Annotated in this window: 16 protein-coding genes and 1 pseudogene; 8 read left to right on the top strand and 9 right to left on the bottom strand. The window is 70.5% G+C overall.

Going from position 1 to position 20,965, the window contains the following annotated elements:
* The first annotated feature begins 32 nt into the window (after positions 1 to 32).
* The 6 genes from uvrB (at position 33) to ACIBAF_RS19335 (ending at position 7,898) form a co-directional block, all read left to right on the top strand.
* A complete protein-coding gene (gene uvrB, locus ACIBAF_RS19310) occupies positions 33 to 2,177 on the top strand; it encodes an excinuclease ABC subunit UvrB (RefSeq protein WP_399464413.1) in 2,145 nt (714 codons plus the stop codon).
* A 161-nt stretch (positions 2,178 to 2,338) separates the two neighbouring features.
* Positions 2,339 to 2,917 (top strand): TerD family protein, encoded by a 579-nt coding sequence (locus tag ACIBAF_RS19315; protein ID WP_079663041.1) that lies wholly within the window; start codon positions 2,339 to 2,341, stop codon positions 2,915 to 2,917.
* Positions 2,918 to 2,975: 58 nt separating this feature from the next.
* Entirely contained in the window at positions 2,976 to 5,060 is a 2,085-nt protein-coding gene (locus ACIBAF_RS19320; protein WP_399464414.1) for a TerD family protein, read from the top strand.
* A gap of 222 nt (positions 5,061 to 5,282) precedes the next feature.
* Complete coding sequence (locus tag ACIBAF_RS19325; RefSeq protein ID WP_399464415.1) at positions 5,283 to 6,284, top strand: TerC/Alx family metal homeostasis membrane protein; 1,002 nt, start codon at positions 5,283 to 5,285, stop codon at positions 6,282 to 6,284.
* 125 nt (positions 6,285 to 6,409) lie between these two features.
* Positions 6,410 to 6,724, top strand: a complete 315-nt coding sequence (locus ACIBAF_RS19330) for a hypothetical protein (RefSeq protein ID WP_399464416.1) — start codon at positions 6,410 to 6,412, stop codon at positions 6,722 to 6,724.
* A 73-nt stretch (positions 6,725 to 6,797) separates the two neighbouring features.
* Entirely contained in the window at positions 6,798 to 7,898 is a 1,101-nt protein-coding gene (locus ACIBAF_RS19335; RefSeq protein ID WP_399464417.1) for a calcium:proton antiporter, read from the top strand.
* Here ACIBAF_RS19335 and ACIBAF_RS19340 read toward each other — a convergent pair.
* Together ACIBAF_RS19340 and ACIBAF_RS19345 are read right to left on the bottom strand one after the other, a co-directional pair.
* On the bottom strand, positions 7,888 to 9,192 hold the full coding sequence (locus ACIBAF_RS19340; protein ID WP_399464418.1) for an MFS transporter: 1,305 nt from the start codon (positions 9,190 to 9,192) through the stop codon (positions 7,888 to 7,890). The two genes, ACIBAF_RS19335 and ACIBAF_RS19340, sit on opposite strands and share 11 nt — an antisense overlap.
* A gap of 71 nt (positions 9,193 to 9,263) precedes the next feature.
* Positions 9,264 to 10,310, bottom strand: a complete 1,047-nt coding sequence (locus tag ACIBAF_RS19345) for a S66 peptidase family protein (protein WP_399464588.1) — start codon at positions 10,308 to 10,310, stop codon at positions 9,264 to 9,266.
* A 98-nt stretch (positions 10,311 to 10,408) separates the two neighbouring features.
* On the opposite strand from ACIBAF_RS19345, the gene aroQ reads away from it, so the two are divergent.
* Positions 10,409 to 10,882 (top strand): type II 3-dehydroquinate dehydratase, encoded by a 474-nt coding sequence (aroQ, locus tag ACIBAF_RS19350; RefSeq protein ID WP_399464419.1) that lies wholly within the window; start codon positions 10,409 to 10,411, stop codon positions 10,880 to 10,882.
* Positions 10,883 to 10,907: 25 nt separating this feature from the next.
* Here the strand turns inward: aroQ and ACIBAF_RS19355 are convergent, their stop codons facing one another.
* The 5 genes and pseudogenes from ACIBAF_RS19355 to ACIBAF_RS19375 all read right to left on the bottom strand — a co-directional run bounded on the left by ACIBAF_RS19355 (position 10,908) and on the right by ACIBAF_RS19375 (position 15,140).
* Positions 10,908 to 11,690 (bottom strand): amino acid ABC transporter ATP-binding protein, encoded by a 783-nt coding sequence (locus tag ACIBAF_RS19355; RefSeq protein WP_399464420.1) that lies wholly within the window; start codon positions 11,688 to 11,690, stop codon positions 10,908 to 10,910.
* Entirely contained in the window at positions 11,687 to 12,610 is a 924-nt protein-coding gene (locus tag ACIBAF_RS19360; protein ID WP_399464421.1) for an amino acid ABC transporter permease, read from the bottom strand. Before ACIBAF_RS19360 ends, ACIBAF_RS19355 begins: the two co-directional genes overlap by 4 nt.
* Positions 12,607 to 13,491 (bottom strand): annotated as a pseudogene (locus ACIBAF_RS19365) (ABC transporter substrate-binding protein). The gene ACIBAF_RS19360 and the pseudogene ACIBAF_RS19365 overlap by 4 nt, the downstream one beginning before the upstream one ends.
* Positions 13,492 to 13,787: 296 nt before the next feature.
* On the bottom strand, positions 13,788 to 14,444 hold the full coding sequence (locus ACIBAF_RS19370) for an MBL fold metallo-hydrolase (RefSeq protein WP_399464422.1): 657 nt from the start codon (positions 14,442 to 14,444) through the stop codon (positions 13,788 to 13,790).
* Positions 14,445 to 14,453: 9 nt separating this feature from the next.
* Positions 14,454 to 15,140: a maleylpyruvate isomerase family mycothiol-dependent enzyme gene (locus ACIBAF_RS19375; RefSeq protein WP_399464423.1), complete on the bottom strand. Its 687-nt coding sequence runs from the start codon at positions 15,138 to 15,140 to the stop codon at positions 14,454 to 14,456.
* Between the two features lie 223 nt (positions 15,141 to 15,363).
* Between ACIBAF_RS19375 and uvrA the strand changes: the two genes are divergently transcribed.
* A complete protein-coding gene (uvrA, locus tag ACIBAF_RS19380; RefSeq protein ID WP_399464424.1) occupies positions 15,364 to 18,399 on the top strand; it encodes an excinuclease ABC subunit UvrA in 3,036 nt (1,011 codons plus the stop codon).
* A gap of 114 nt (positions 18,400 to 18,513) precedes the next feature.
* Here the strand turns inward: uvrA and ACIBAF_RS19385 are convergent, their stop codons facing one another.
* Together ACIBAF_RS19385 and ACIBAF_RS19390 are read right to left on the bottom strand one after the other, a co-directional pair.
* Complete coding sequence (locus tag ACIBAF_RS19385; RefSeq protein ID WP_399464425.1) at positions 18,514 to 19,425, bottom strand: carbohydrate kinase; 912 nt, start codon at positions 19,423 to 19,425, stop codon at positions 18,514 to 18,516.
* 381 nt (positions 19,426 to 19,806) lie between these two features.
* Positions 19,807 to 20,778 (bottom strand): hypothetical protein, encoded by a 972-nt coding sequence (locus ACIBAF_RS19390; RefSeq protein ID WP_399464426.1) that lies wholly within the window; start codon positions 20,776 to 20,778, stop codon positions 19,807 to 19,809.
* Between the last annotated feature and the right edge of the window lie 187 nt (positions 20,779 to 20,965).

The following is a 20,965-nucleotide window of genomic DNA, read 5'->3' on the forward strand; positions in this document are numbered from 1 at the left end:
CGTTGTCAGTGGGGGGTCGTACGGTGGATGACATGCGGCCCGTTTCCCACATCGAACGCACGGTGGCGCCTTTCGAGGTCGTCAGCCCCTACCAGCCCAGCGGCGACCAGCCGACGGCCATCGCCGAGCTGGCCAAGCGCATCGAAGCAGGTGAGAAGGACGTCGTCCTGCTCGGCGCGACCGGCACCGGAAAGTCCGCGACCACCGCGTGGATGATCGAGAAGCTCCAGCGCCCCACCCTGGTGATGGCGCCGAACAAGACCCTGGCCGCCCAGCTGGCGAACGAGTTCCGCGAACTGCTGCCGAACAACGCGGTCGAATACTTCGTCTCGTACTACGACTACTACCAGCCCGAGGCGTACGTCCCGCAGTCGGACACCTACATCGAGAAGGACTCCTCGATCAACGAGGAGGTCGAGCGCCTGCGCCACTCCGCGACCAACTCGCTGCTCACCCGTCGTGACGTCGTCGTGGTCGCCTCGGTCTCCTGCATCTACGGCCTCGGTACGCCGCAGGAGTACGTGGACCGGATGGTCCCTCTCCGGGTCGGCGACGAACTCGACCGGGACGAGCTGCTGCGTCGCTTCGTCGACATCCAGTACACGCGCAACGACCTGGCCTTCACCCGTGGCACCTTCCGGGTGCGCGGCGACACCATCGAGATCTTCCCGGTCTACGAGGAGCTCGCCGTCCGCATCGAGATGTTCGGCGACGAGATCGAGGCCCTGTCCACGCTGCACCCGCTCACCGGCGAGATCATCAGCGACGACCAGCAGCTGTACGTCTTCCCGGCCTCCCACTACGTCGCGGGCCCCGAGCGCCTGGAGCGGGCCGCCAACGACATCGAGAAGGAGCTCGGCGAGCGCCTGGCCGAGCTGGAGAAGCAGGGCAAGCTCCTGGAGGCCCAGCGGCTGCGCATGCGCACCACCTACGACCTGGAGATGCTCCGCCAGATCGGCTCCTGCTCCGGCGTGGAGAACTACTCGATGCACTTCGACGGCCGTTCGCCCGGCTCCCCGCCGAACACCCTGCTCGACTACTTCCCGGACGACTTCCTGCTCGTCATCGACGAGTCCCATGTGACCGTGCCGCAGATCGGCGCCATGTACGAGGGCGACGCCTCCCGTAAGCGCACCCTCGTCGACCACGGCTTCCGGCTGCCCTCCGCGCTCGACAACCGTCCCCTGAAGTGGGAGGAGTTCCAGGAGCGCATCGGGCAGACCGTCTATCTGTCGGCGACGCCCGGCAAGTACGAGCTCTCGCGCGGGGACGGCGTCGTGGAGCAGATCATCCGCCCCACCGGCCTCATCGACCCGGAGGTCGTCGTCAAGCCCACCGAGGGTCAGATCGACGACCTGGTGCACGAGATCCGGGGGCGCGTCGAGAAGGACGAGCGTGTCCTGGTCACCACGCTCACCAAGAAGATGGCCGAGGACCTCACCGACTACTTCCTGGAACTCGGCATCCAGGTGCGCTACCTGCACAGCGACGTCGACACGCTGCGCCGTATCGAGCTGCTGCGCGAGCTGCGCGCCGGCGAGTTCGACGTGCTGGTCGGCATCAACCTGCTGCGGGAGGGCCTCGACCTGCCCGAGGTGTCGCTGGTGGCGATCCTCGACGCCGACAAGGAGGGCTTCCTGCGCTCCGGCACCTCGCTGATCCAGACCATCGGCCGCGCGGCGCGCAACGTCTCCGGTCAGGTCCACATGTACGCCGACAAGATCACTCCGGGTATGGAGCGGGCCATCGAGGAGACCAACCGCCGTCGGGAGAAGCAGGTCGCCTACAACACGGCGAACGGCATCGACCCGCAGCCGCTCCGCAAGAAGATCAACGACATCGTCGCCCAGATCTCCCGCGAGGAGGTCGACACCGAGCAGCTGCTCGGCTCCGGCTACCGCGCGAAGAAGGACGGCCGGGGCACCAAGGCTCCGGTGCCGTCCCTCGGTGACAAGTCGGCCAAGGGCGCCAAGGCCAAGGCGGCCAAGGGCAAGGCCAAGGCGACGGCGCCGACCGACCGTCCCGCGGCCGAACTCGCCGAGCAGATCGAGGAGATGACGGAACGGATGCGGGCCGCTGCCGCGGACCTCCAGTTCGAGGTCGCCGCCCGGATCCGCGACGAGGTCTCCGAGATGAAGAAGGAACTGCGCCAGATGAGGGAGGCGGGTCTGGCCTGACGGCCCCGTGCGGCAGCTGTGCCCGGGCCGCCAACGCGCTGTGTTGCAAGACCGACACAAAGTGCGGACCTGGGTACGGCACTGTCAGTGCCTTTGCGTAGGGTTTCCGACAACCGCGGGGTCCGCGGCAACAGGGGACAGTCCGAGAGGGGAATCAGCGCGTGACCGTCAACATGACCAAGGGTCAGGCCATCAGTCTGCAGAAGAACGACGGGGGCAGCCTGACCGCGGTGCGCATGGGTCTCGGCTGGCAGGCGGCCCCGCGTCGCGGCCTGTTCGGCTCCCGGACCAGGGAGATCGACCTCGATGCATCCGCGGTTCTGTTCGCGGACAAGCAGCCGGTCGACGTCGTCTTCTTCCGTCACCTGGTGAGCGACGACGGCTCCGTCCGTCACACCGGTGACAACCTGGTCGGCGGTGTCGGCCAGGGCGGCGACGACGAGGCGATCCTCGTCGACCTCGCGCGCGTGCCGGTCCACATCGACCAGATCATCTTCACCGTCAACTCCTTCACCGGGCAGACGTTCCAGGAAGTGCAGAACGCCTTCTGCCGTCTGGTCGACGAGACCAACGGCCAGGAACTGGCGCGCTACACGCTCGCCGGCGGCGGCGCCTACACCGCCCAGATCATGGCGAAGGTGCACCGCGTGGGCGGTGGCTGGAACATGACGGCCCTGGGCACGCCGGCCAACGGCCGCACCTTCCAGGACCTGATGCCCGCGATCCTGCCGGCGCTGTAGGAAGCCTGGGCGAGCGGCACACGACAACACCACACGCGACGCAGGGGGACGACAGGCGATGACGGCCGAGCTGGTGCGGGGGCAGAACCACCCGCTCTCCCAGGTCCGGCTCGAGATCCGGATCTCGGCCGGCCGGCCGGTCGTGGCGGCTGCCACGCTCGGCGACGAGAACGGCAGGGTTCACGGCGTCGAATGGGTGGCCCATCCGGGCGTACCCACGCTGCCCGGCCTGGAGGTCTCCCGGCAGGCGGCCGCCGACCACCGCCTCGCGGTGGATCTGGACGCCATGCCGGCGGCCGTGCACCGGGTCGCCGTCCTGCTCGCGCTGCCGACGGGCGTAGGGGGTCCGATCAGCTTCGGCTCCGTCGCGGCCCCCTTCGTCGCGGTCACCGGCCTCGACGGCGCCGAGGTCGCCACCTTCACCCTCACCGGCCTGGACGCGGAGTCGGCGGTCGTCGCCCTGGAGCTGTACCGGCGGCAGGGCGCCTGGAAGGTGCGCGCCGTCGGCCAGGGCTACGCGGGCGGCCTCGCAGAACTCCTCACCGACCAGGGCCTGCCGCAGGCGCACCGGCTCGCGGCCGGTATCAACGACGCCGTCGCCCAGGGCCTGGCCCGCTCGGTGTCGGCCCCGCCGCGTACGGCCGACGGCGACCGCTCCCGGCAGGCCGCCGCCTCCGCGCTCGGCCCGGACCAGAGTGGCTCGCCGTACGGCCCGCAGGGCACGCAGGGCGCGACCGGACCGTACGGTCCGGCGCAGGACCCGCAGGGCCCGCAGGACCCGCAGGGCCCGCAGGACCCGCAGGGCCCGCAGGGCCCGCAGGGCCCGCCGGGCTCCTCGGGCCCGGGCTACCCGGCGGGGGCCACGCCGACGGACCCCGCGGCCACCACCCAGCCGACGCCGTCGGCGGCCCCGGCCGGCGGCGGTCCGATCAACTACAGCCACCCGCGCCGGCAGAACGCGGCGCCGCCCCCGCCTCCACCCACCGCGCCCCCGGCCCAGCCCGGGCAGGCCGCCCGGCCCGTCGCGGGTGACGCGACCGGCTGGTCCATGGAGGAGCGGCTCTACAACCAGGTCTGGGGCATGTTCGAGGACCTGGCCCGCGCCATGGCCGCGTACCGCAGCGCCGTCGACTTCGCCGACGCGCGGATGGAGAAGGAGCTCGACCAGGTCCTGTCCGACCCGCGCAGCAGGATCGGCGGCCAGGGCGACGCCGCCCGCGAGGCGGCGCAGGCCAGGTACGCCCAGCTCGTCGACCAGGCCCGGGAAGCCCTGGACCGGGATCTCGTCCAGCTCGGCGCCGAGGCCGACGTCGTAGAACCGGCGCTGCCCGCCGCGTACGCGCGCTGGGACAACCCCGTCTGGCAGGCCTACCGCGTGCCCATGGAGATGCCCATGGCGCTGCGACTGGGCGACCTCCAGCTGCCCGAGAGCGACCCGCTGCGCATTCCGATGCTGGTGCGGCTCCCGCTGGAGCGCGGCCTGTGGATCGACAGCGGGGCGTCGGCCTCGTCCGACGGGGCGTTCGCCGACTCCCACGAACTGCGGCGCCTCGCCATGGAGTCGGCCGTGGCGCACACCGCCCGGCTGCTGGCGGTGCATCCCGCGGGCGAGTTCAGTGTGCATGTCATCGACCCGGCTGGTTCGGGCTCCCGGGAACTGGCGCCGCTGGTGCAGAGCGGGGTGCTCGCGGAGCCGCCCGCGGCGGGCGCGGCAGGTGTCGCGGCGGTCCTGGGCCGGCTCACCGAGCGCGTCGACCTGGTGCAGATGGCGGTGCGCGCCGGTGCGGCCGACTCGCTCCCGCCCGGCTTCGACACCGCCCAGCAGCTCCTGGTCGTCAACGACTTCCCGCACGGCTTCGACGACCGTGCCGTGAACCAGCTGCGCTACCTCGCGGACGAGGGTCCCGCCGTCGGCGTCCACCTGATGATGGTCGCCGACCGGGAGGACGCCGACGGTTACGGTCCGTTGCTGGACCCGCTGTGGCGTGGGCTGCTGCGGCTGACGCCGGTGCCCGACGACCACCTCGCCGACCCCTGGGTGGGGCATGCCTGGACGTATGAACCGGCCCTCGTGCCGCCGAGCAGCCAGGTGCTCCAGCAGGTTCTCGCCCAGGTGGCCACGGCTCGCACCAAGTACTCGTAAAGAGCCCCCACCTGGGGACTTGGTATTTCTTTTGCCAATCGCTTTACCTTTTCTTGGTGGTTGGGGTACTGTTTTCCTCACGGAGGGGAGTACTCCCTGCTGCGGCGTACCCGTCAATACGGATCAGGCCTGATCCCGGGGCGTCGGCCCATCCTGGGTGGAAGAGACCTCCGGCAGCGCGACGACGCTGATTACCTGCCGTTACGTACTGCCGGAGGCGCAGTGGATGTTTCCCTGACCCTGTGGGTCCTGACCATCGTGGGCCTGGCGGCCCTCATCGCGGTCGACTTCTTCATCGGCCGCAAGCCGCACGACGTGTCGATCAAGGAAGCGGGGATCTGGACGGTCGTCTGGATCGCCCTGGCCGGGCTCTTCGGGCTCGGTCTGCTGATCTTCGGCGGCGGTGAGCCCTCCGGCGAGTTCTTCGCGGGCTTCATCACCGAGAAGTCGCTGAGCGTCGACAACCTCTTCGTCTTCGTCCTGATCATGGCGAAGTTCGCGGTCCCGTCGCAGTACCAGCAGCGGGTCCTGCTCGTCGGCGTCCTCATAGCCCTGGTACTGCGGGCGATCTTCATCGCGGCGGGCGCGGCCATCCTCGCCAGCTTCGCGTGGGTGTTCTACATCTTCGGCGCCTTCCTCATCTGGACCGCCTGGAAGCTCATCCAGGAAGCCCGGACCGACGAGGAGGACGAGGAGTTCGAGGAGAACAAGCTGCTCAAGGCCGCCGAGCGCCGGTTCGGCGTCGCCGACCGCTACCACGGCACCAAGCTGTGGATCCAGGAGAACGGCAAGCGGGTCATGACCCCGATGCTGGTCGTGATGCTCGCCATCGGTACGACCGACGTGCTCTTCGCGCTCGACTCGATCCCGGCGATCTTCGGCCTGACGCAGGACCCGTACATCGTGTTCACCGCCAACGCGTTCGCGCTGATGGGCCTTCGACAGCTGTACTTCCTCATCGGCGGTCTGCTGAAGAAGCTGGTCCACCTCAGCTACGGCCTGTCGGTCATCCTGGGCTTCATCGGCGTGAAGCTGGTGCTGCACGCACTGCACGAGTCCGGGGTCCACGTCCCCGAGATCAGCATCCCGGTCTCGCTCGGCGTCATCTGCTCCGTCCTGATCGTCACCACGATCACCAGCCTGCGCGCCTCGAAGAAGCAGGCGGCGGCCGGGGCGGCGCAGACAGCGAGCGAAGGCGCTCCGAAGGACAGCATCGGCGCCTGACCACGTACGACGTAGGAACAACCACCCCCGGGAGCGGTGCGCGGCGAATTGCCGACCACCGCTCCCGGTGCTTCCTTGGGAGCTGGGCGTTTCCAAGGGGGGCGCCGGATCCGGGTGGAGGCACCATGAGCGCACCGCAGCGGTTCGTCCAGATCATCGATTTCGAGACCGACCGCATCGACGAGATGCGGGCACTGGCCGAGGAAGGGGAACAACGCTTCACGGGCCGAGCCGACGGCCCCACCCGCCGCCTCGTCCTCAAGGACAGGAGCCGGCCGAACCACTACCTCGTGGTGATCGAGTTCGACTCCTACGAGGAGGCCATGCGCAACAACGACGACCCGGAGACGGGCAAGTTCGCGGAGCAGATGGCCGCGCTGTGCACCCGGCCCCCGACCTTCACCGACTGCGACGTCCAGGACACCACCGAGTTCGAGTAACGGCCGCCGCACCCGTCTAAGGGGCCGTACGGGCCGGAATGCGAAGCCCGTACGGCTCTGCGACGATCACAGCATGATCGCTCGGCTCAGGTCGGTCACAACCCGGTGGACGTACCTCGTGCCGACGCTGGCGGGCGTCCTGCTCGCCCTGACCTGGGGGCGCGACCTGCCCGGCGCGATCGTCGCATTCGTGACGCTGGTCCTCGCCGGAGCCGTCCTGGCCGCCGTGCACCACGCGGAGGTCGTCGCCCACCGGGTCGGCGAACCCTTCGGCTCCCTCGTCCTCGCGGTCGCCGTGACGATCATCGAGGTCGCCCTGATCGTCACGCTGATGGCGGACGGCGGCGACAAGAGCGCGACCCTGGCCAGGGACACCGTCTTCGCGGCCGTGATGATCACCTGCAACGGCATCGTCGGCCTGTGCCTCCTGGTCGCCTCCCTGCGCCACGGCACGGCGGTCTTCAACCCGGAGGGCACCGGCGCCGCACTGGCGACCGTGGCGACCCTGGCCACGCTCAGCCTCGTCCTGCCGACGATCACCACCAGCAAACCGGGCCCGGAGTTCTCCGGCGTCCAGCTCACCTTCGCCGCACTGTCCTCGCTGATCCTGTACGGCCTGTTCGTGGCGACGCAGACCATCCGGCACCGCGACTACTTCCTGCCGGTCACCCGACAGGGAGCCGCGATCACCGCGGACGACCATGCCGGCGCCCCGACCCGCAAGGCCGCCCTGATCAGCCTCGGCTTCCTCGGCCTCGCCCTGATCGGCGTGGTGGGCCTCGCCAAAGGCGTCTCGCCCACGATCGAGTCCGGAGTGAAGGCCGCCGGCCTCCACCATGCCGTCGTCGGTGTGATCATCGCCCTGCTCGTGCTGCTCCCCGAGACCATCGCCGCACTGCGCTCCGCCCGCCGCGACCGGGTGCAGACCAGCCTCAACCTCGCGCTCGGCTCCGCGATGGCCAGCATCGGCCTCACCGTCCCCGCGGTCGCCCTCGCCTCGATCTGGCTCTCCGGCCCGCTCGTTCTCGGGCTCGGCTCCACCCACATGGTGCTGCTCGCACTGACCGTCGTGGTCGGCTCACTGACGGTGGTCCCGGGGCGGGCCACGCCGTTGCAGGGCGGCGTCCACCTCGTGCTGTTCGCGGCGTACCTGGAGCTGGCGATCAATCCGTGACCGGCGCGACGACGGCCGCCGGCACCGGCCGCGTCTCCGGCAGCAGGGCGAAGCAGCCCAGGCTGAGCAGGGCGATCCCCGTCAGATACGCGCCCACACCCCACGGGACACGCCCCGAGTGCTCCGCGAGAGCCGTCGCCACGATCGGGGTGAGCGCGCCTCCGAGGACACCGCCGAGGTTGTAGCCGACCGCCGCACCGGTGCAGCGCACGCGCGGCGCGTACAGCTCCGGCAGATACGCCGCGATCACCGCGAACATCGTCACGAACGCGACCAGCGCCCCCAGGAAACCGAGGAACATCGGCAACGGCTCGCCGGTCGCGAGGAGCGCGACCATCGGGAACATCCACAGCGCGGCCCCCGCGCATCCGACGAGGCACAACGGCCGTCGGCCGAGGCGGTCGCCGAGCATCGCCATCACAGGCGTCAGCGCGCCCTTCACCACCACGGCGGCCATGATGCAGGCCAGCATGACGGTACGGCCCACCCCGAGCCGCTCCGTGGCGTACGCCAGCGACCAGGTCGTCACGGCGTAGAAGATCGCGTACCCGACGGCGAGCGCGCCGGCGGTCAGCAGGACGAGCCGCCAGTGGTCGCGCACGAGCTCGGCGAGCGGCACGCGCGCGTGATCGTCGATCTCCAGGAACCGCGGGCTCTCGGGCAGCGACGACCTGAGCCACAGCCCGAGCACGGCCAGCGCCCCGGCCGCCCAGAACGGCACCCGCCACCCCCACTGGGCGAACTGCGCCTCGGACAGCGTCGCCGACAGGGCCAGCACCACCCCGTTGGCGAGCACGAACCCCACCGCGGGCCCGACCTGCGGGAAGCTCGACCACAACGCGCGCCGCTCGGCGGGCGCGTGCTCCGCGGTCAGCAGCACCGCGCCGCCCCACTCCCCGCCGAGCCCCAGCCCCTGCAGGAAGCGCAGCACGAGCAGCAGCACAGGAGCGGCCACCCCGATCGTGTCGTACGTCGGCACACAGCCCACCGCGACCGTCGAGGCGCCGGTCAGCAGCAAGGAGACGACGAGGACCGGCCGGCGTCCGCGCCGGTCGCCGACATGCCCGAACAGCACCGATCCCAACGGCCGGGCCACGAACCCCACGCCGAACGTCGCGAACGCGGCCAGCGTCCCCGCCAGCGGTGAGAACGTGGGGAAGAACAGCGGCCCCAGGACCAGCGCGGCCGCGGTCCCGTAGACGAAGAAGTCGTAGAACTCGATGGCCGTCCCGGCGAGCGAGGCGGCCGCAAGCCGTGGCATGGAGGGCGTCTTCACGGTGCGTACGTCGTGCATGCCGCGTCAACTACCCACGGTGACCGCCGGTTACGGGGGCGTACGGGATCGCGGCGCCGCTGCGAAACGCCTCAGTACGTGACGGTGATGCGCCGGGCGGGTCCGTCGACGCGTACGAGGCCGCCGTACGGGATCACGAGCTGCGGATCGGTGTGCCCGAAGTCCACGTCGAAGACGATCATGGTGTCGGGAGCGTAGGTGCGCATCGCGCGCAGGACGGCCTCGCGCTGCTCAGCTGCGTAACGAGCGGCCTCCTCCGCGCTGTTGGGCCGCTGGAAGGACCAGGTCTTCGCTCGGCCCGTCAACAACGCGGAGAAGCGCTGCAACAGCCCGCGCTCGCCCATGTTCCGCAGGGTGTAGAAGACCTCCGTCGCACTCGGCATGTCCTCGGAGGTCTCCAGGAGCAGCACCCCGCCGTCGTATTCGGAGAGGTCGCGTGCGATCTCCCGGTCGGCCATCAGCAGCCAGCCGATGATCTCCAGACAGCCGCCCCAACTGCGACCCTCCACCACCCGGTCGGTGTTCTCCCAGGTCCATCCGCTGCCGGGCCGGGTCTCCGGTTCCGCGTCGAAGGTGGCCGGGTCGGCCCAGTCGCGGTCGACGTCGTTCCAGCGCTCGGCGGGCTTGAGTTCGTACGCGCCCGAGGTGAACAGCGCGGCCCGCAAGGAGTCGGCGGTCTGCGGGTGCATGGCGCCGGGGCGGCCCAGCTCGCTCATCACGGTCGCGCCGTGGTAGCCGACGATTCCGGCATTGCGCAGGAAGGCGAGCAGGTTGGTGTTGTCGCTCATCCCGAAGAACGGCTTCGGGTTCGCGCGGATCAACTCCCGGTCCAGGAAGGGCAGCACGGTGATCTGGTCGTCGCCGCCGATCGACGCGATGACCGCCCTGATGTCCGGATCGGCGAACGCTGCGTGGATGTCGTCGGCACGCTCCTGCGGCGTCGAGCCCATCTTGCGGGTGGCCGGGTACTCGACCGGTTCGAGCCCGTAGTCCTTGCGCAGCCGCTCCAGGCCCAGTTCGAAGGGGCGCGGGAAAAGGCCGGGCAGGCCGGCGCCGGGTGAGACGACGGCTATGCGGTCGCCAGGGGAGGGCTTGGGCGGATACGAGATCATGGCCAGGAGAATAGGAGCCGTGGCCCGGTCCACGCATCGTGATAAACCGGGGCCTGAGCAGCGGTCACCTACGGCCGCCCCGCCGCCGAACGACCGGAGGAACCGTGCCCCGCACCCTGGCCAACGCCCCGATCATGATCCTGAACGGCCCCAACCTGAACCTCCTGGGTCAGCGGCAGCCGGAGATCTACGGGTCGGACACGCTCGCCGACGTCGAGGCGATGTGCATGAAGGCGGCGGCGGCGCACGGCGGCACGGTCGACTTCCGTCAGTCCAACCACGAGGGCGAGTTGGTCGACTGGATCCACGAGGCGCGGCTCAACCACTGCGGCATCGTGATCAACCCGGGCGCCTACTCGCACACGTCAGTTGCGATTCTGGACGCGCTCAACACCTGCGACGGCCTGCCCGTGCTGGAGGTCCACATCTCCAACATCCACCAGCGCGAGGCCTTCCGGCACCACTCGTACGTCTCGCTGCGGGCCGACGGCGTCATCGCGGGGTGCGGTGTGCAGGGGTACGTGTTCGGGGTGGAGCGGGTGGCGGCGCTGGTGGGGGCGGCGCGGGCGGAGGCGTAAGCCCCGACGACCAGGCGCACGGTCCTTACAGTCGCCCCGCCTCCACGATCCGCCGCAGGAAGCGCTGTGTGCGCTCCTGCTGCGGGTCGCCGAAGACCTGCTCGGGGGCGCCCCGCTCCAGCACGACGCCTCCGTCCAGAAAACAGACCTGGTCGGCGACCTCGCGGGCGAACCCCATCTCGTGCGTGGCCAGCACCATCGTCATGCCGTCGCCCTTCAGGTCGCGGACGACGTTCAGGACCTCGCCCACCAGCTCCGGGTCGAGGGCCGCGGTGATCTCGTCGAGCAGCAGCAGCCGGGGACGCACGGCGAGGGCGCGCACGATCGCCACACGCTGCTGCTGACCGCCGCTGAGCCGGTCGGGGTACTCGCCCGCCTTCCCGGCCAGCCCGAGCCGCTCCAGGAGCCCCGTGGCGTGTTCCTCGGCCGCCGCACGGGCGACGCCGTGCACGCGGCGTGGGGCGAGCGTGATGTTCTCCAGCACCGTCATGTGCGGGAACAGGTTGTACGCCTGGAAGACCACGCCGATCCGACGCCGCACCGCGTCCTGGTCGACGCGCGGATCGGTGATCTCCTCGCCGTCCAGCCAGATCGCGCCGTCGTCGATGTCCTCCAGCAGGTTGGCGCAGCGCAGCAGTGTGGACTTGCCGGAGCCGGAGGCGCCGATCAGGGCCGTCACCGTGTGCGGGGCGACCTCCAGGTCGACGTCGCGCAGGACGACGGAGCCGCCGAAGGTCTTGCGGACGGACTCCATCCGCAGCACCGGAGTGGGCGGTACCGGAGTCCGAGGCGTCGGAGCGTCGCTCATGTCGTTCCTCCCTGGGCCCGCTGACGGTCCATCCGGGCCGTCACCCAGTCCGTGAAGCGGGTCATCGGGATGGTCAGGGCCACGAAGACCAGTCCCGCGACGATGTACGGCGTGTAGTTCAGGCTGCGGCCCACGATGATGTCCGCCGCGCGTACGGCGTCGATCGCGCCGCCGATCGACACCAGGCCGGTGTCCTTCTGCAGGGACACCAGGTCGTTGAGCAGCGGCGGCACCTGGCGGCGCACGGCCTGGGGGAGCACCACGTAGCGCAGCGCCTGCCGGTTGTTCAGGCCCAGCGAGCGGGCCGCGGCGCGCTGCGAGGGGTGCACGGACTCGATGCCGGCGCGGAACACCTCGGCGACGTACGCCGAGTACGTCAGGGTCAGCGCCGTACCGCCGAGCCACACCGGGTCGACGGTCACGCCCTGCAGGCGCAGCGCGGGGACGCCCAGCACCACGATCATCAGGTTGATGATCAGCGGCAGCCCGCGGAAGAAGTCCGTGTACGCCGCCGCCAGCACCCGCAGCGGGAAGAACACCGGGCCGCGCAGAGTGCGGGCCACGGCGATGAGCATGCCGAGCACCAGCACGGCGGCGCCGCAGATCAGCAGCAGCCGGACGTTCAGCCACAGCCCTTCGAGGACCTTGGGCAGCGCCTCGCGCGCGTACTGCCCGTTGAAGAAGGTCTCCTTGGTGCGCGGCCAGCCGGGTGCGCCGACGACGACCAGGTAGAGGACGACAGCCGTGACCAGGGTCGACAGCGCGGCGATCGCCGTCGCGCGGCGGGCACGCGCGCGCTTGTAGCGCTCGCGCTCCAGCCGCCGCTGCGAGGGGACGTACGCGTCACCGGCGCCGCCCCCGGACATGTCGCCCTTGTCGTCCGAGCCTTCCTGGCCGGACTCCTCCTTCGTGACCGTCACTTGAGCACCGGGGCGTCGACGGCGTCGGAGAGCCACTGCTGTTCGAGCTTCGCCAGGGTGCCGTCCTTGCGGAGGGCGTCCACGGCGCCGGTGACGCAGGAGGTGAGCGCGCTGCCCTTGTCGAGCACGAGGCCGAACTGCTCGGGCGCGGCGCCCTGGTTCTCGAACTGGCCGACGATCTCGGCGTCCGTCACCTCGGCGGCGGTGATGTAGAACGCGGTGGGCAGGTCGACCACGACGGCGTCGACCTGGCCGTTCTTCAACGCGGACTTGGCCTGGTCGTTCTTGGCTTAGACGGCGGCCTGCCGCGTCGGCTTCACCACGTCGTCGATGTAGTCCAGGCTGGTCGTGCCGACCTGGGCGCCCAGCTTGAGGCCCTTGAGGTCCGCGACGGTCGTCGCCTTGGCGGCCTTCGAGCCCTTCAGGGCGATGACGGCCTGGCGGACGTCGTAGTAGCCGGAGGAGAAGTCCACGGCCTTCTTGCGCTCGTCGCTGATCGACACCTGGTTGACGTCGAAGTCGAAGGTCTTCTCGCCCGGCGCGAAAGCCCTGTTGAACGGCACGCTCTGCCAGACCACGGCGCTCTTGTCGTAACCGAGTTGCTCCGCGACGGCGTAGGCCACGGCCGACTCGAAGCCCTTGCCGTTGGCCGGCTTGTCGTCCTTGAACCACGGCTCGTACGCGGGCGAGTCGGTGGCGATGGTCAGCTTGCCGGAGGTCTCGGTGGCGAGCTTGCCCTTGGCGCAGGTGTTCGCGCTCGAACCGGACGGCGTGGAAGCCGCCTTCTCCTCCGGCTGCGGAGCGCAGCCGACAGCGGTCGCGAGGAGGGCTACGGTGGCGCCGGCTACGGCGCGGCGCAGAACACGGGGGGCGAGATGCATGGCGGGAGAGTGGCAGCGAAATCCCTGTTTGTCCAGGTCACGCCATCAATTGTCCGCATGGTGGGAACGGGTGTTGCGTTCTTGTGAACAGGGGCGCGCAGTGCGCCGGGGCCGCCGGCCGAGGGCGGGGATAGCGGACCGGCGGCCCATCCGCGCCGGAGCCGTCATCCCGCGCGGGGCTGCCACCAGTTGACCGTGCAACCACGTGTGCGGGGAGCGCGCGCGAGGTGCCGGCGCGTGCACACGATTCACACGGGGCGCGCGTTGGGTAACGCGCGCCCCGTGCAAAGGAGAACTCACCACCCGCGCGCGTGCCACTCCGGAAGATGCGGCCGCTCCGCGCCCAGCGTGGTGTCGTCGCCGTGGCCCGGATAGACCCAGGTCTCGTCCGGCAGCACGTCGAAGATCTTCGTCTCGACGTCGTGGATCAGGCTCGCGAACGCCTTCGGATCCTTGCGGGTGTTGCCCACGCCGCCGGGGAAGAGACAGTCGCCGGTGAACACATGGGGATGGCCGTGCGGGTCGTCGTAGACCAGGGCGATCGAGCCGGGCGTGTGACCGACCAGATGGCGCGCGGTGAGCTCCACGTGTCCCACCCGGATGACGTCGCCGTCGTCGACCGGGACGTCGGTCGGCACGGGGATGCCGTCGGCGTCCTCCCGGCCGGCGTGGGTACGCGCGTGCGTGGCCGCCACGACCTCGGCGAGCGCCTGCCAGTGGTCGCCGTGCTGATGGGTGGTGACGACGGACGCGATGCCGTCGTCACCGATCATGCCCAGCAGGGCCTGGGCGTCGTTGGCCGCGTCGATCAGCAACTGCTCGTCCGTGGCCCGGCAGCGCAGCAGATAGGCGTTGTTGTTCATCGGGCCGACCGCGATCTTGGTGATCATGAGGTCCTTGAGCTCGTGCACGTCCGCCGGGCCGCCGACCGTCACCTCTCCGCTGTACGTCATGACGGCAGCCTATAGCGGGGGAAGGGCCGGCAGGGGCCCGCCGTCCACGGTCAGAGCGGATCCGTCGCGGCGCCCGGCCAGCCAGCCCAGGACGTCCGCGGGGGAGCCGGTGACGGTCACCTCGGGTTCGTCGGCCTCGCGGCCCGTGCGCCACGCGCGCGTGCCGTCCGTCAGGCGCGTCGGCGGCACGTCGGGATGTCCGGTGAACCGGTCCGCGAGGAACTCGGTCTCCCGCCCGGTGAACTCCTCCGGCAGGTCCTCCAGCTCGTAGCCGATGCCCAGGTCCACATGATGCAGCTCGACCTCCACCCAACGCCGGAAGGGCACCCGGGCCGCCGAGTCGACGACCCCGTTGCGAAGCTCCACGGTGCGTGACCAGTCCGCGGGCGCGGCGCCCGCCGCCTGGAAACGGGCCGCGCTCTCGCGTACGTCCGTGAGCTGGACGCCCAGGGGGCGCGGGGCGTCCCGCTCGATGTCGGCGTCGCGGACGTGCGCGCCGGCGTACATGGGACGGCCCTCCAGGACGTTCACGAGGGCGTCCGCGTTGCGGGCGATGTGGGCGAGGACGTGGCCGCGGCTCCAGCCGGGCAGGCGTGACGACTCGGTCACCGACGCGTTGTCCAGTTTCGCGACTGCGGTGAGCAGTCGCTCGGTCGCGTCACGTACAGACTCCAGGTCATGAGCGTGATCAATCATGGTGCTGACCCTAGCCTCGCCACCCCTTTGGGTGAAGGTGGCGGACCGTGGCCCAAAATCGAATGCACGTGCTATAAGGTCGGTGGCGGCGTCGGGCATGCTGGAAGGCCGGGGATTGTTGTGAACCGGTGAATCCCGACCGGCGTTGTCAGTGGCTCCCCCTAGTCTGAAAAAGACGGGGGCCCCGCCCCTGTCACTTCTCTCAAGAAAGGTGCGGACCGGCGTGGCCGACCGTCTCATCGTCCGTGGCGCGCGCGAGCACAACCTCAAGAATGTCTCGCTCGACCTGCCACGCGACTCGCTCATCGTCTTCACGGGCCTGTCGGGGTCGGGCAAGTCCTCGCTGGCCTTCGACACCATCTTCGCCGAGGGCCAGCGGCGCTACGTCGAGTCCCTCTCCTCGTACGCCCGCCAGTTCCTCGGCCAGATGGACAAGCCGGACGTCGACTTCATCGAGGGCCTCTCCCCGGCCGTCTCCATCGACCAGAAGTCGACCTCGCGCAACCCGCGCTCCACGGTCGGCACCATCACCGAGGTCTACGACTACCTGCGCCTGCTCTTCGCGCGCATCGGCAAGCCGCACTGTCCCGAGTGCAGCCGGCCGATCACGCGCCAGTCGCCGCAGGCCATCGTCGACAAGGTGCTGGAGCTGCCGGAGGGCAGCCGCTTCCAGGTGCTGTCGCCGCTGGTGCGCGAGCGCAAGGGCGAGTTCGTCGACCTGTTCGCCGACCTCCAGACCAAGGGCTACTCCCGCGCGCGGGTCGACGGCACGACCGTCCAGCTCTCCGAACCGCCCACGCTGAAGAAGCAGGAGAAGCACACCATCGAGGTGGTCATCGACCGCCTCACGGTGAAGGACACGGCCAAGCGCCGCCTCACCGACTCGGTGGAGACCGCGCTCGGCCTCTCCGGCGGGATGGTCGTGCTCGACTTCGTCGACCTCCCCGAGGGCGATCCCGAGCGCGAGCGCATGTACTCGGAGCACCTGTACTGCCCGTACGACGACCTGTCCTTCGAGGAGCTCGAGCCCCGCTCCTTCTCCTTCAACTCGCCCTTCGGCGCCTGCCCCGAGTGCACCGGCATCGGCACGCGCATGGAGGTCGACGCCGAGCTGATCGTCCCGGACGAGGACAAGTCCCTCGACGAGGGCGCCATCCACCCCTGGTCGCACGGCCACACCAAGGATTACTTCGGCCGCCTGATCGGCGCCCTCGCGGACGCCCTCGGGTTCCGTACGGACATCCCCTTCGCGGGCCTGCCGCAGCGCGCCAAGAAGGCCCTGCTGTACGGCCACAAGACGCAGATCGAGGTCCGGTACCGCAACAGGTACGGCCGCGAGCGGGTGTACACCACGCCCTTCGAGGGCGCCGTCCCGTTCGTGAAGCGCCGGCACAGCGAGGCCGAGAGCGACGCCAGCCGTGAGCGCTTCGAGGGCTATATGCGCGAGGTGCCCTGCCCCACCTGCGAGGGCACGCGCCTCAAGCCACTGGTCCTCGCCGTCACGATCATGGACAAGTCCATCGCCGAGGTCTCCGGGATGTCGATCAGCGACTGCGCGGACTTCCTGGGCGAGCTGAAGCTCAACGCCCGCGACAAGAAGATCGCCGAGCGCGTCCTGAAGGAGGTCAACGAGCGGCTGCGGTTCCTGGTCGACGTCGGCCTGGACTACCTCTCCCTCAACCGCGCGGCCGGCACGCTCTCCGGCGGCGAGGCCCAGCGCATCCGCCTGGCCACCCAGATCGGCTCCGGCCTCGTCGGCGTCCTCTACGTCCTCGACGAGCCGTCCATCGGCCTGCACCAGCGCGACAACCACCGGCTGATCGAGACCCTCGTCCGGCTGCGCGACATGGGCAACACGCTCATCGTCGTCGAGCACGACGAGGACACCATCAAGGTCGCCGACTGGATCGTCGACATCGGCCCCGGCGCCGGCGAGCACGGCGGCAAGGTCGTGCACAGCGGCTCCCTGAAGGAGCTGCTGGCCAACGCCGAGTCGCAGACCGGGCAGTACCTGTCCGGCAAGAAGGCGATCCCGGTGCCCGACATCCGGCGCCCGCAGGACCCCTCCCGCAGGCTCACCGTGCACGGCGCCCGCGAGAACAACCTGCAGGACATCGACGTGTCCTTCCCGCTGGGTGTGTTCACCGCGGTCACCGGCGTCTCCGGCTCCGGCAAGTCCACGCTGGTCAACGACATCCTGTACACGCACCTGGCCCGCGAGCTGAACGGCGCGAGGAACGTTCCCGGGCGGCACACGCGCGTGGACGGCGACGACCTCGTCGACAAGGTCGTGCACGTCGACCAGTCGCCCATCGGCCGCACCCCGCGCTCCAACCCGGCCACCTACACGGGCGTCTTCGACCACGTCCGCAAGCTGTTCGCGGAGACGACCGAGGCGAAGGTCCGCGGCTATCTGCCCGGCCGCTTCTCCTTCAACGTCAAGGGCGGCCGCTGCGAGAACTGCGCGGGCGACGGCACGATCAAGATCGAGATGAACTTCCTCCCGGACGTCTACGTCCCGTGCGAGGTCTGCCACGGCGCCCGCTACAACCGGGAGACCCTGGAGGTCCACTACAAGGGCAAGTCCATCGCCGACGTCCTGAACATGCCGATCGAGGAGGCGACGGACTTCTTCGAGGCGGTCCCCGCGATCGCCCGCCACCTCAACACCCTGAAGGACGTCGGCCTCGGCTACGTCCGGCTCGGCCAGTCCGCGACCACGCTGTCCGGCGGTGAGGCCCAGCGCGTGAAGCTCGCCAGCGAACTCCAGCGCCGTTCCACCGGCCGCACGGTCTACGTCCTGGACGAGCCGACGACGGGTCTGCACTTCGAGGACATCAGCAAGCTCCTGACGGTCCTCGCCGGCCTCGTCGACAAGGGCAACACGGTCATCGTCATCGAGCACAACCTCGACGTGATCAAGACCGCCGACTGGGTCGTCGACATGGGCCCCGAGGGCGGCGCCGGCGGCGGTCTCGTGATCGCCGAGGGCACGCCCGAGGAGGTCGCCGGGGTGCCGACCAGCCACACCGGCAAGTTCCTGCGGGAGGTCCTCGGCGCCGACCGGATCAGCGACGCCGCCCAGGTGAAGGCCCCGCGCAGGACGGCGGCGAAGAAGACGGTCGCGGCCCGGACCACGACGCGGAAGACGGCGACCGCCAAGACGTCCACGGCGAACGACACGGCGACCAAGAAGGCCGCCGGGGCGACGACGAAGGCGACCTCCGCGAAGAAGACGACACGGGCCCGCAAGGCCTGACGAACCGCGCGAGAGACACGGCGCCCCGCGGGAACTCCCCGCGGGGCGCCGCCCGTTGTCCCTTCGCCGGACCGATCACCTGAGCGACGATGCCCCCTGCCGTGCCAACAGCCTCTAGAAGTCGCCCAGTTCGGAGGCGTACGGCGGTTCCGCTCCGGCCCGGGAGCAGGTGATCGCCGCCGCGCGTGCGGCGAACCGCAGCAACTGCTCCCAGCCGTCGGCGCCCAGCCCCGCGAGGGCCGCCGGGGACAGGGCGTCCCGCGCCGAAAGACCGTGCAACAGGGCCGCGTTCACGGTGTCCCCGGCGCCGATGGTGTCCACCACCTCCACCTCCTCACCCGGCGCCGAGTACACGGCGCCGCTCTGGGTGAAGGCGGTCAGTCCGTCCCCGCCCTGGGTGATCACCACGGCCGAGGGACCGGCGGACAACCACTCGCGCGGGGTGCCGCCCAGCCACACGGCGTCCTCTTCGGAGAGCTTGAGCAGGGACACCGAGGGCAGCCAGCTCTTGAAGCGGGCCCGGTAGCCGTCGGCGTCGGGGATCAGCCCGGGGCGGATGTTCGGGTCGAGGGCGGTGAACAGGCCCTGTGCCGCGGCGGCCCGCAGCAACTCCTCGTACGCGCTCGCACCCGGCTCCAGGATGAGCGAGCAGGTGCCGAAGGACACCGCGCGCGTCCCCGCGGGGAGCGTGGCCGGCATCGAGAACAGCCGGTCGGCGGTGCCGTCGACGTAGAAGGAGTAGGCGGCCGAGCCGTTCCCGTCGATCGTGGCCACGGCGAGCGTGGTCGGCTCCGTACCGCGTTGCACCGAGGACAGGTCCACGCCCGATTCCCGCAGTCTGCCGAGCAGCGCCTCGCCGAAGGCGTCCCGCGAGGTGCGGGAGCAGAAGGCCGTGGGGGAGCCGAGGCGGCCCAGTGCGACGGCCGTGTTGTAGGGGCCGCCGCCGAGCGCCGGCTGCAGTCCCGCGAGGGCGCCCGTGCCCTGCGGTACCAGGTCGATCAGGGCCTCACCGGCGACGACGATCACAGGACGGTTCCTTTCGGGTTCTCTGGCTGCACATGCGAGGGACGACGGTGCGGGCGAGCCCCACGAGTTCGGGCCGGCCGGTCGCCGCACAACGGCACGGCACGGTGTCCTCAGGCCTGGACAGGCCGCGCTCGGGCAGCGTGCGCAGGGTGCGCGGAGGAGCGATGGTCATCGGGCGTCGTCCAGCGCGTACGACGCGGTCGCCCCGCGGACTCCCGCGTGCCGCGCGACGTCGGCCATGGTCGGCATCGCGCCCTTCCCGCCCCTCGGACCTCGCGGCCCGTCACTGCCCTTCCGGCCGGGAAGCTATCCCATTCGAAGGCGCGCGTAAACGCGGGCGCATACGCGCGCGAGCGCCCGAACGGGCGGCCGAGCCGCCGTTCACTCCCAGTCCCAGCCGATGCCCACCATGCCCGAGCGCACCCGCGGCTCGACGAGGTGCACCGAGCGGTGCCGGCCGCTGAACGGCAGTTCCTGGCGGCCGCTGCGCGGCGCCGCCGCCGAGTGCTGGGTGAACCGGTGGCAGCGCACCGGCAGGGCGTGCTCGTCGAAGCGGATCTGCAGGGCGTACTGGCCGCCCGCCGAGCCGAAGCCGCGGACGTATTCGCGGGATGCGCCGGCGGTGCCGTCCTCGACGCCGTAGCGGAAGAGGAAGGTGTCGCCGGCGCGTAGGCGGGTGTCGAAGAGGAGCTCGGCCACGAGCACGCCGGTGTCGTGGTGGCGGCGGACGCGGCCGGCCCGGCAGTTCTCCAGGGCGTGGACCGTCATCCGCTCCGGGGTGCATCCGGGGTCGCCGTGGTGGACGGCCACGAAGCGGTCGACGCCGTCGCGGTGCGCGCGCACGATGTGCTGCGACTCGCGCCCCAGGAGCTCGCGGCGCGCCCCGATGCGGACCCGTTCGTGATGGCCCAGGGTGTGCAGCCCGCCGTCGACGGGGCACTCCAGTTCGCCGAGCAGCTGTTCGAGGATGCCGGAGGCCTCCAGGAGCGAACGGTAGGTGCGGCCCGCGGACTGCCCGGCCGCCGCACTGCCGCCCGCGCCGTCGGGCTCCGCGAGCAGCCGGATCAGGGACTCGTCCGGCAGTTGCAGGATCTCCTCCAGCGCCCGGACGGCCCGCAGCGACTCGGGGCGCTGCGGCCGCCGGGCGCCCTGCTGCCAGTAGCTCAGGCTCGTCACGCCCACCTTGACCCCGTAACGCGACAGATGGTGCTGGACGCGCTGCAGCGGCAGTCCACGGGCGGCGATCGCGGCGCGCAGCGCCACGTGGAAGGGGCCGCCCCGCAGGGCCGTCTGAAGTTCCGCCGCGGCGGCGGTGTCGACGGCGGCGTCCGCGTGCTGTGTGGCGTGCGGCATGCAGGGGCCTTTCTGTGAATGCTCACGACGGCTGGTCGGACCGTGCGCGTGGGGGGTCGGGGCCTTGCCTGCGTCGCCGGAACTCCTTCACATCCGTAGGGCGGCCTTCAGGGCCCCGAGCTCCCCCGCATTGAAGCGTGTTGACCAAGTCCCGACAACACCTGTTGCCCGAGTGGCACGTGCACGT

This window comes from Streptomyces sp. NPDC051677 (assembly GCF_044453465.1).
GTDB lineage: Bacteria > Actinomycetota > Actinomycetes > Streptomycetales > Streptomycetaceae > Streptomyces.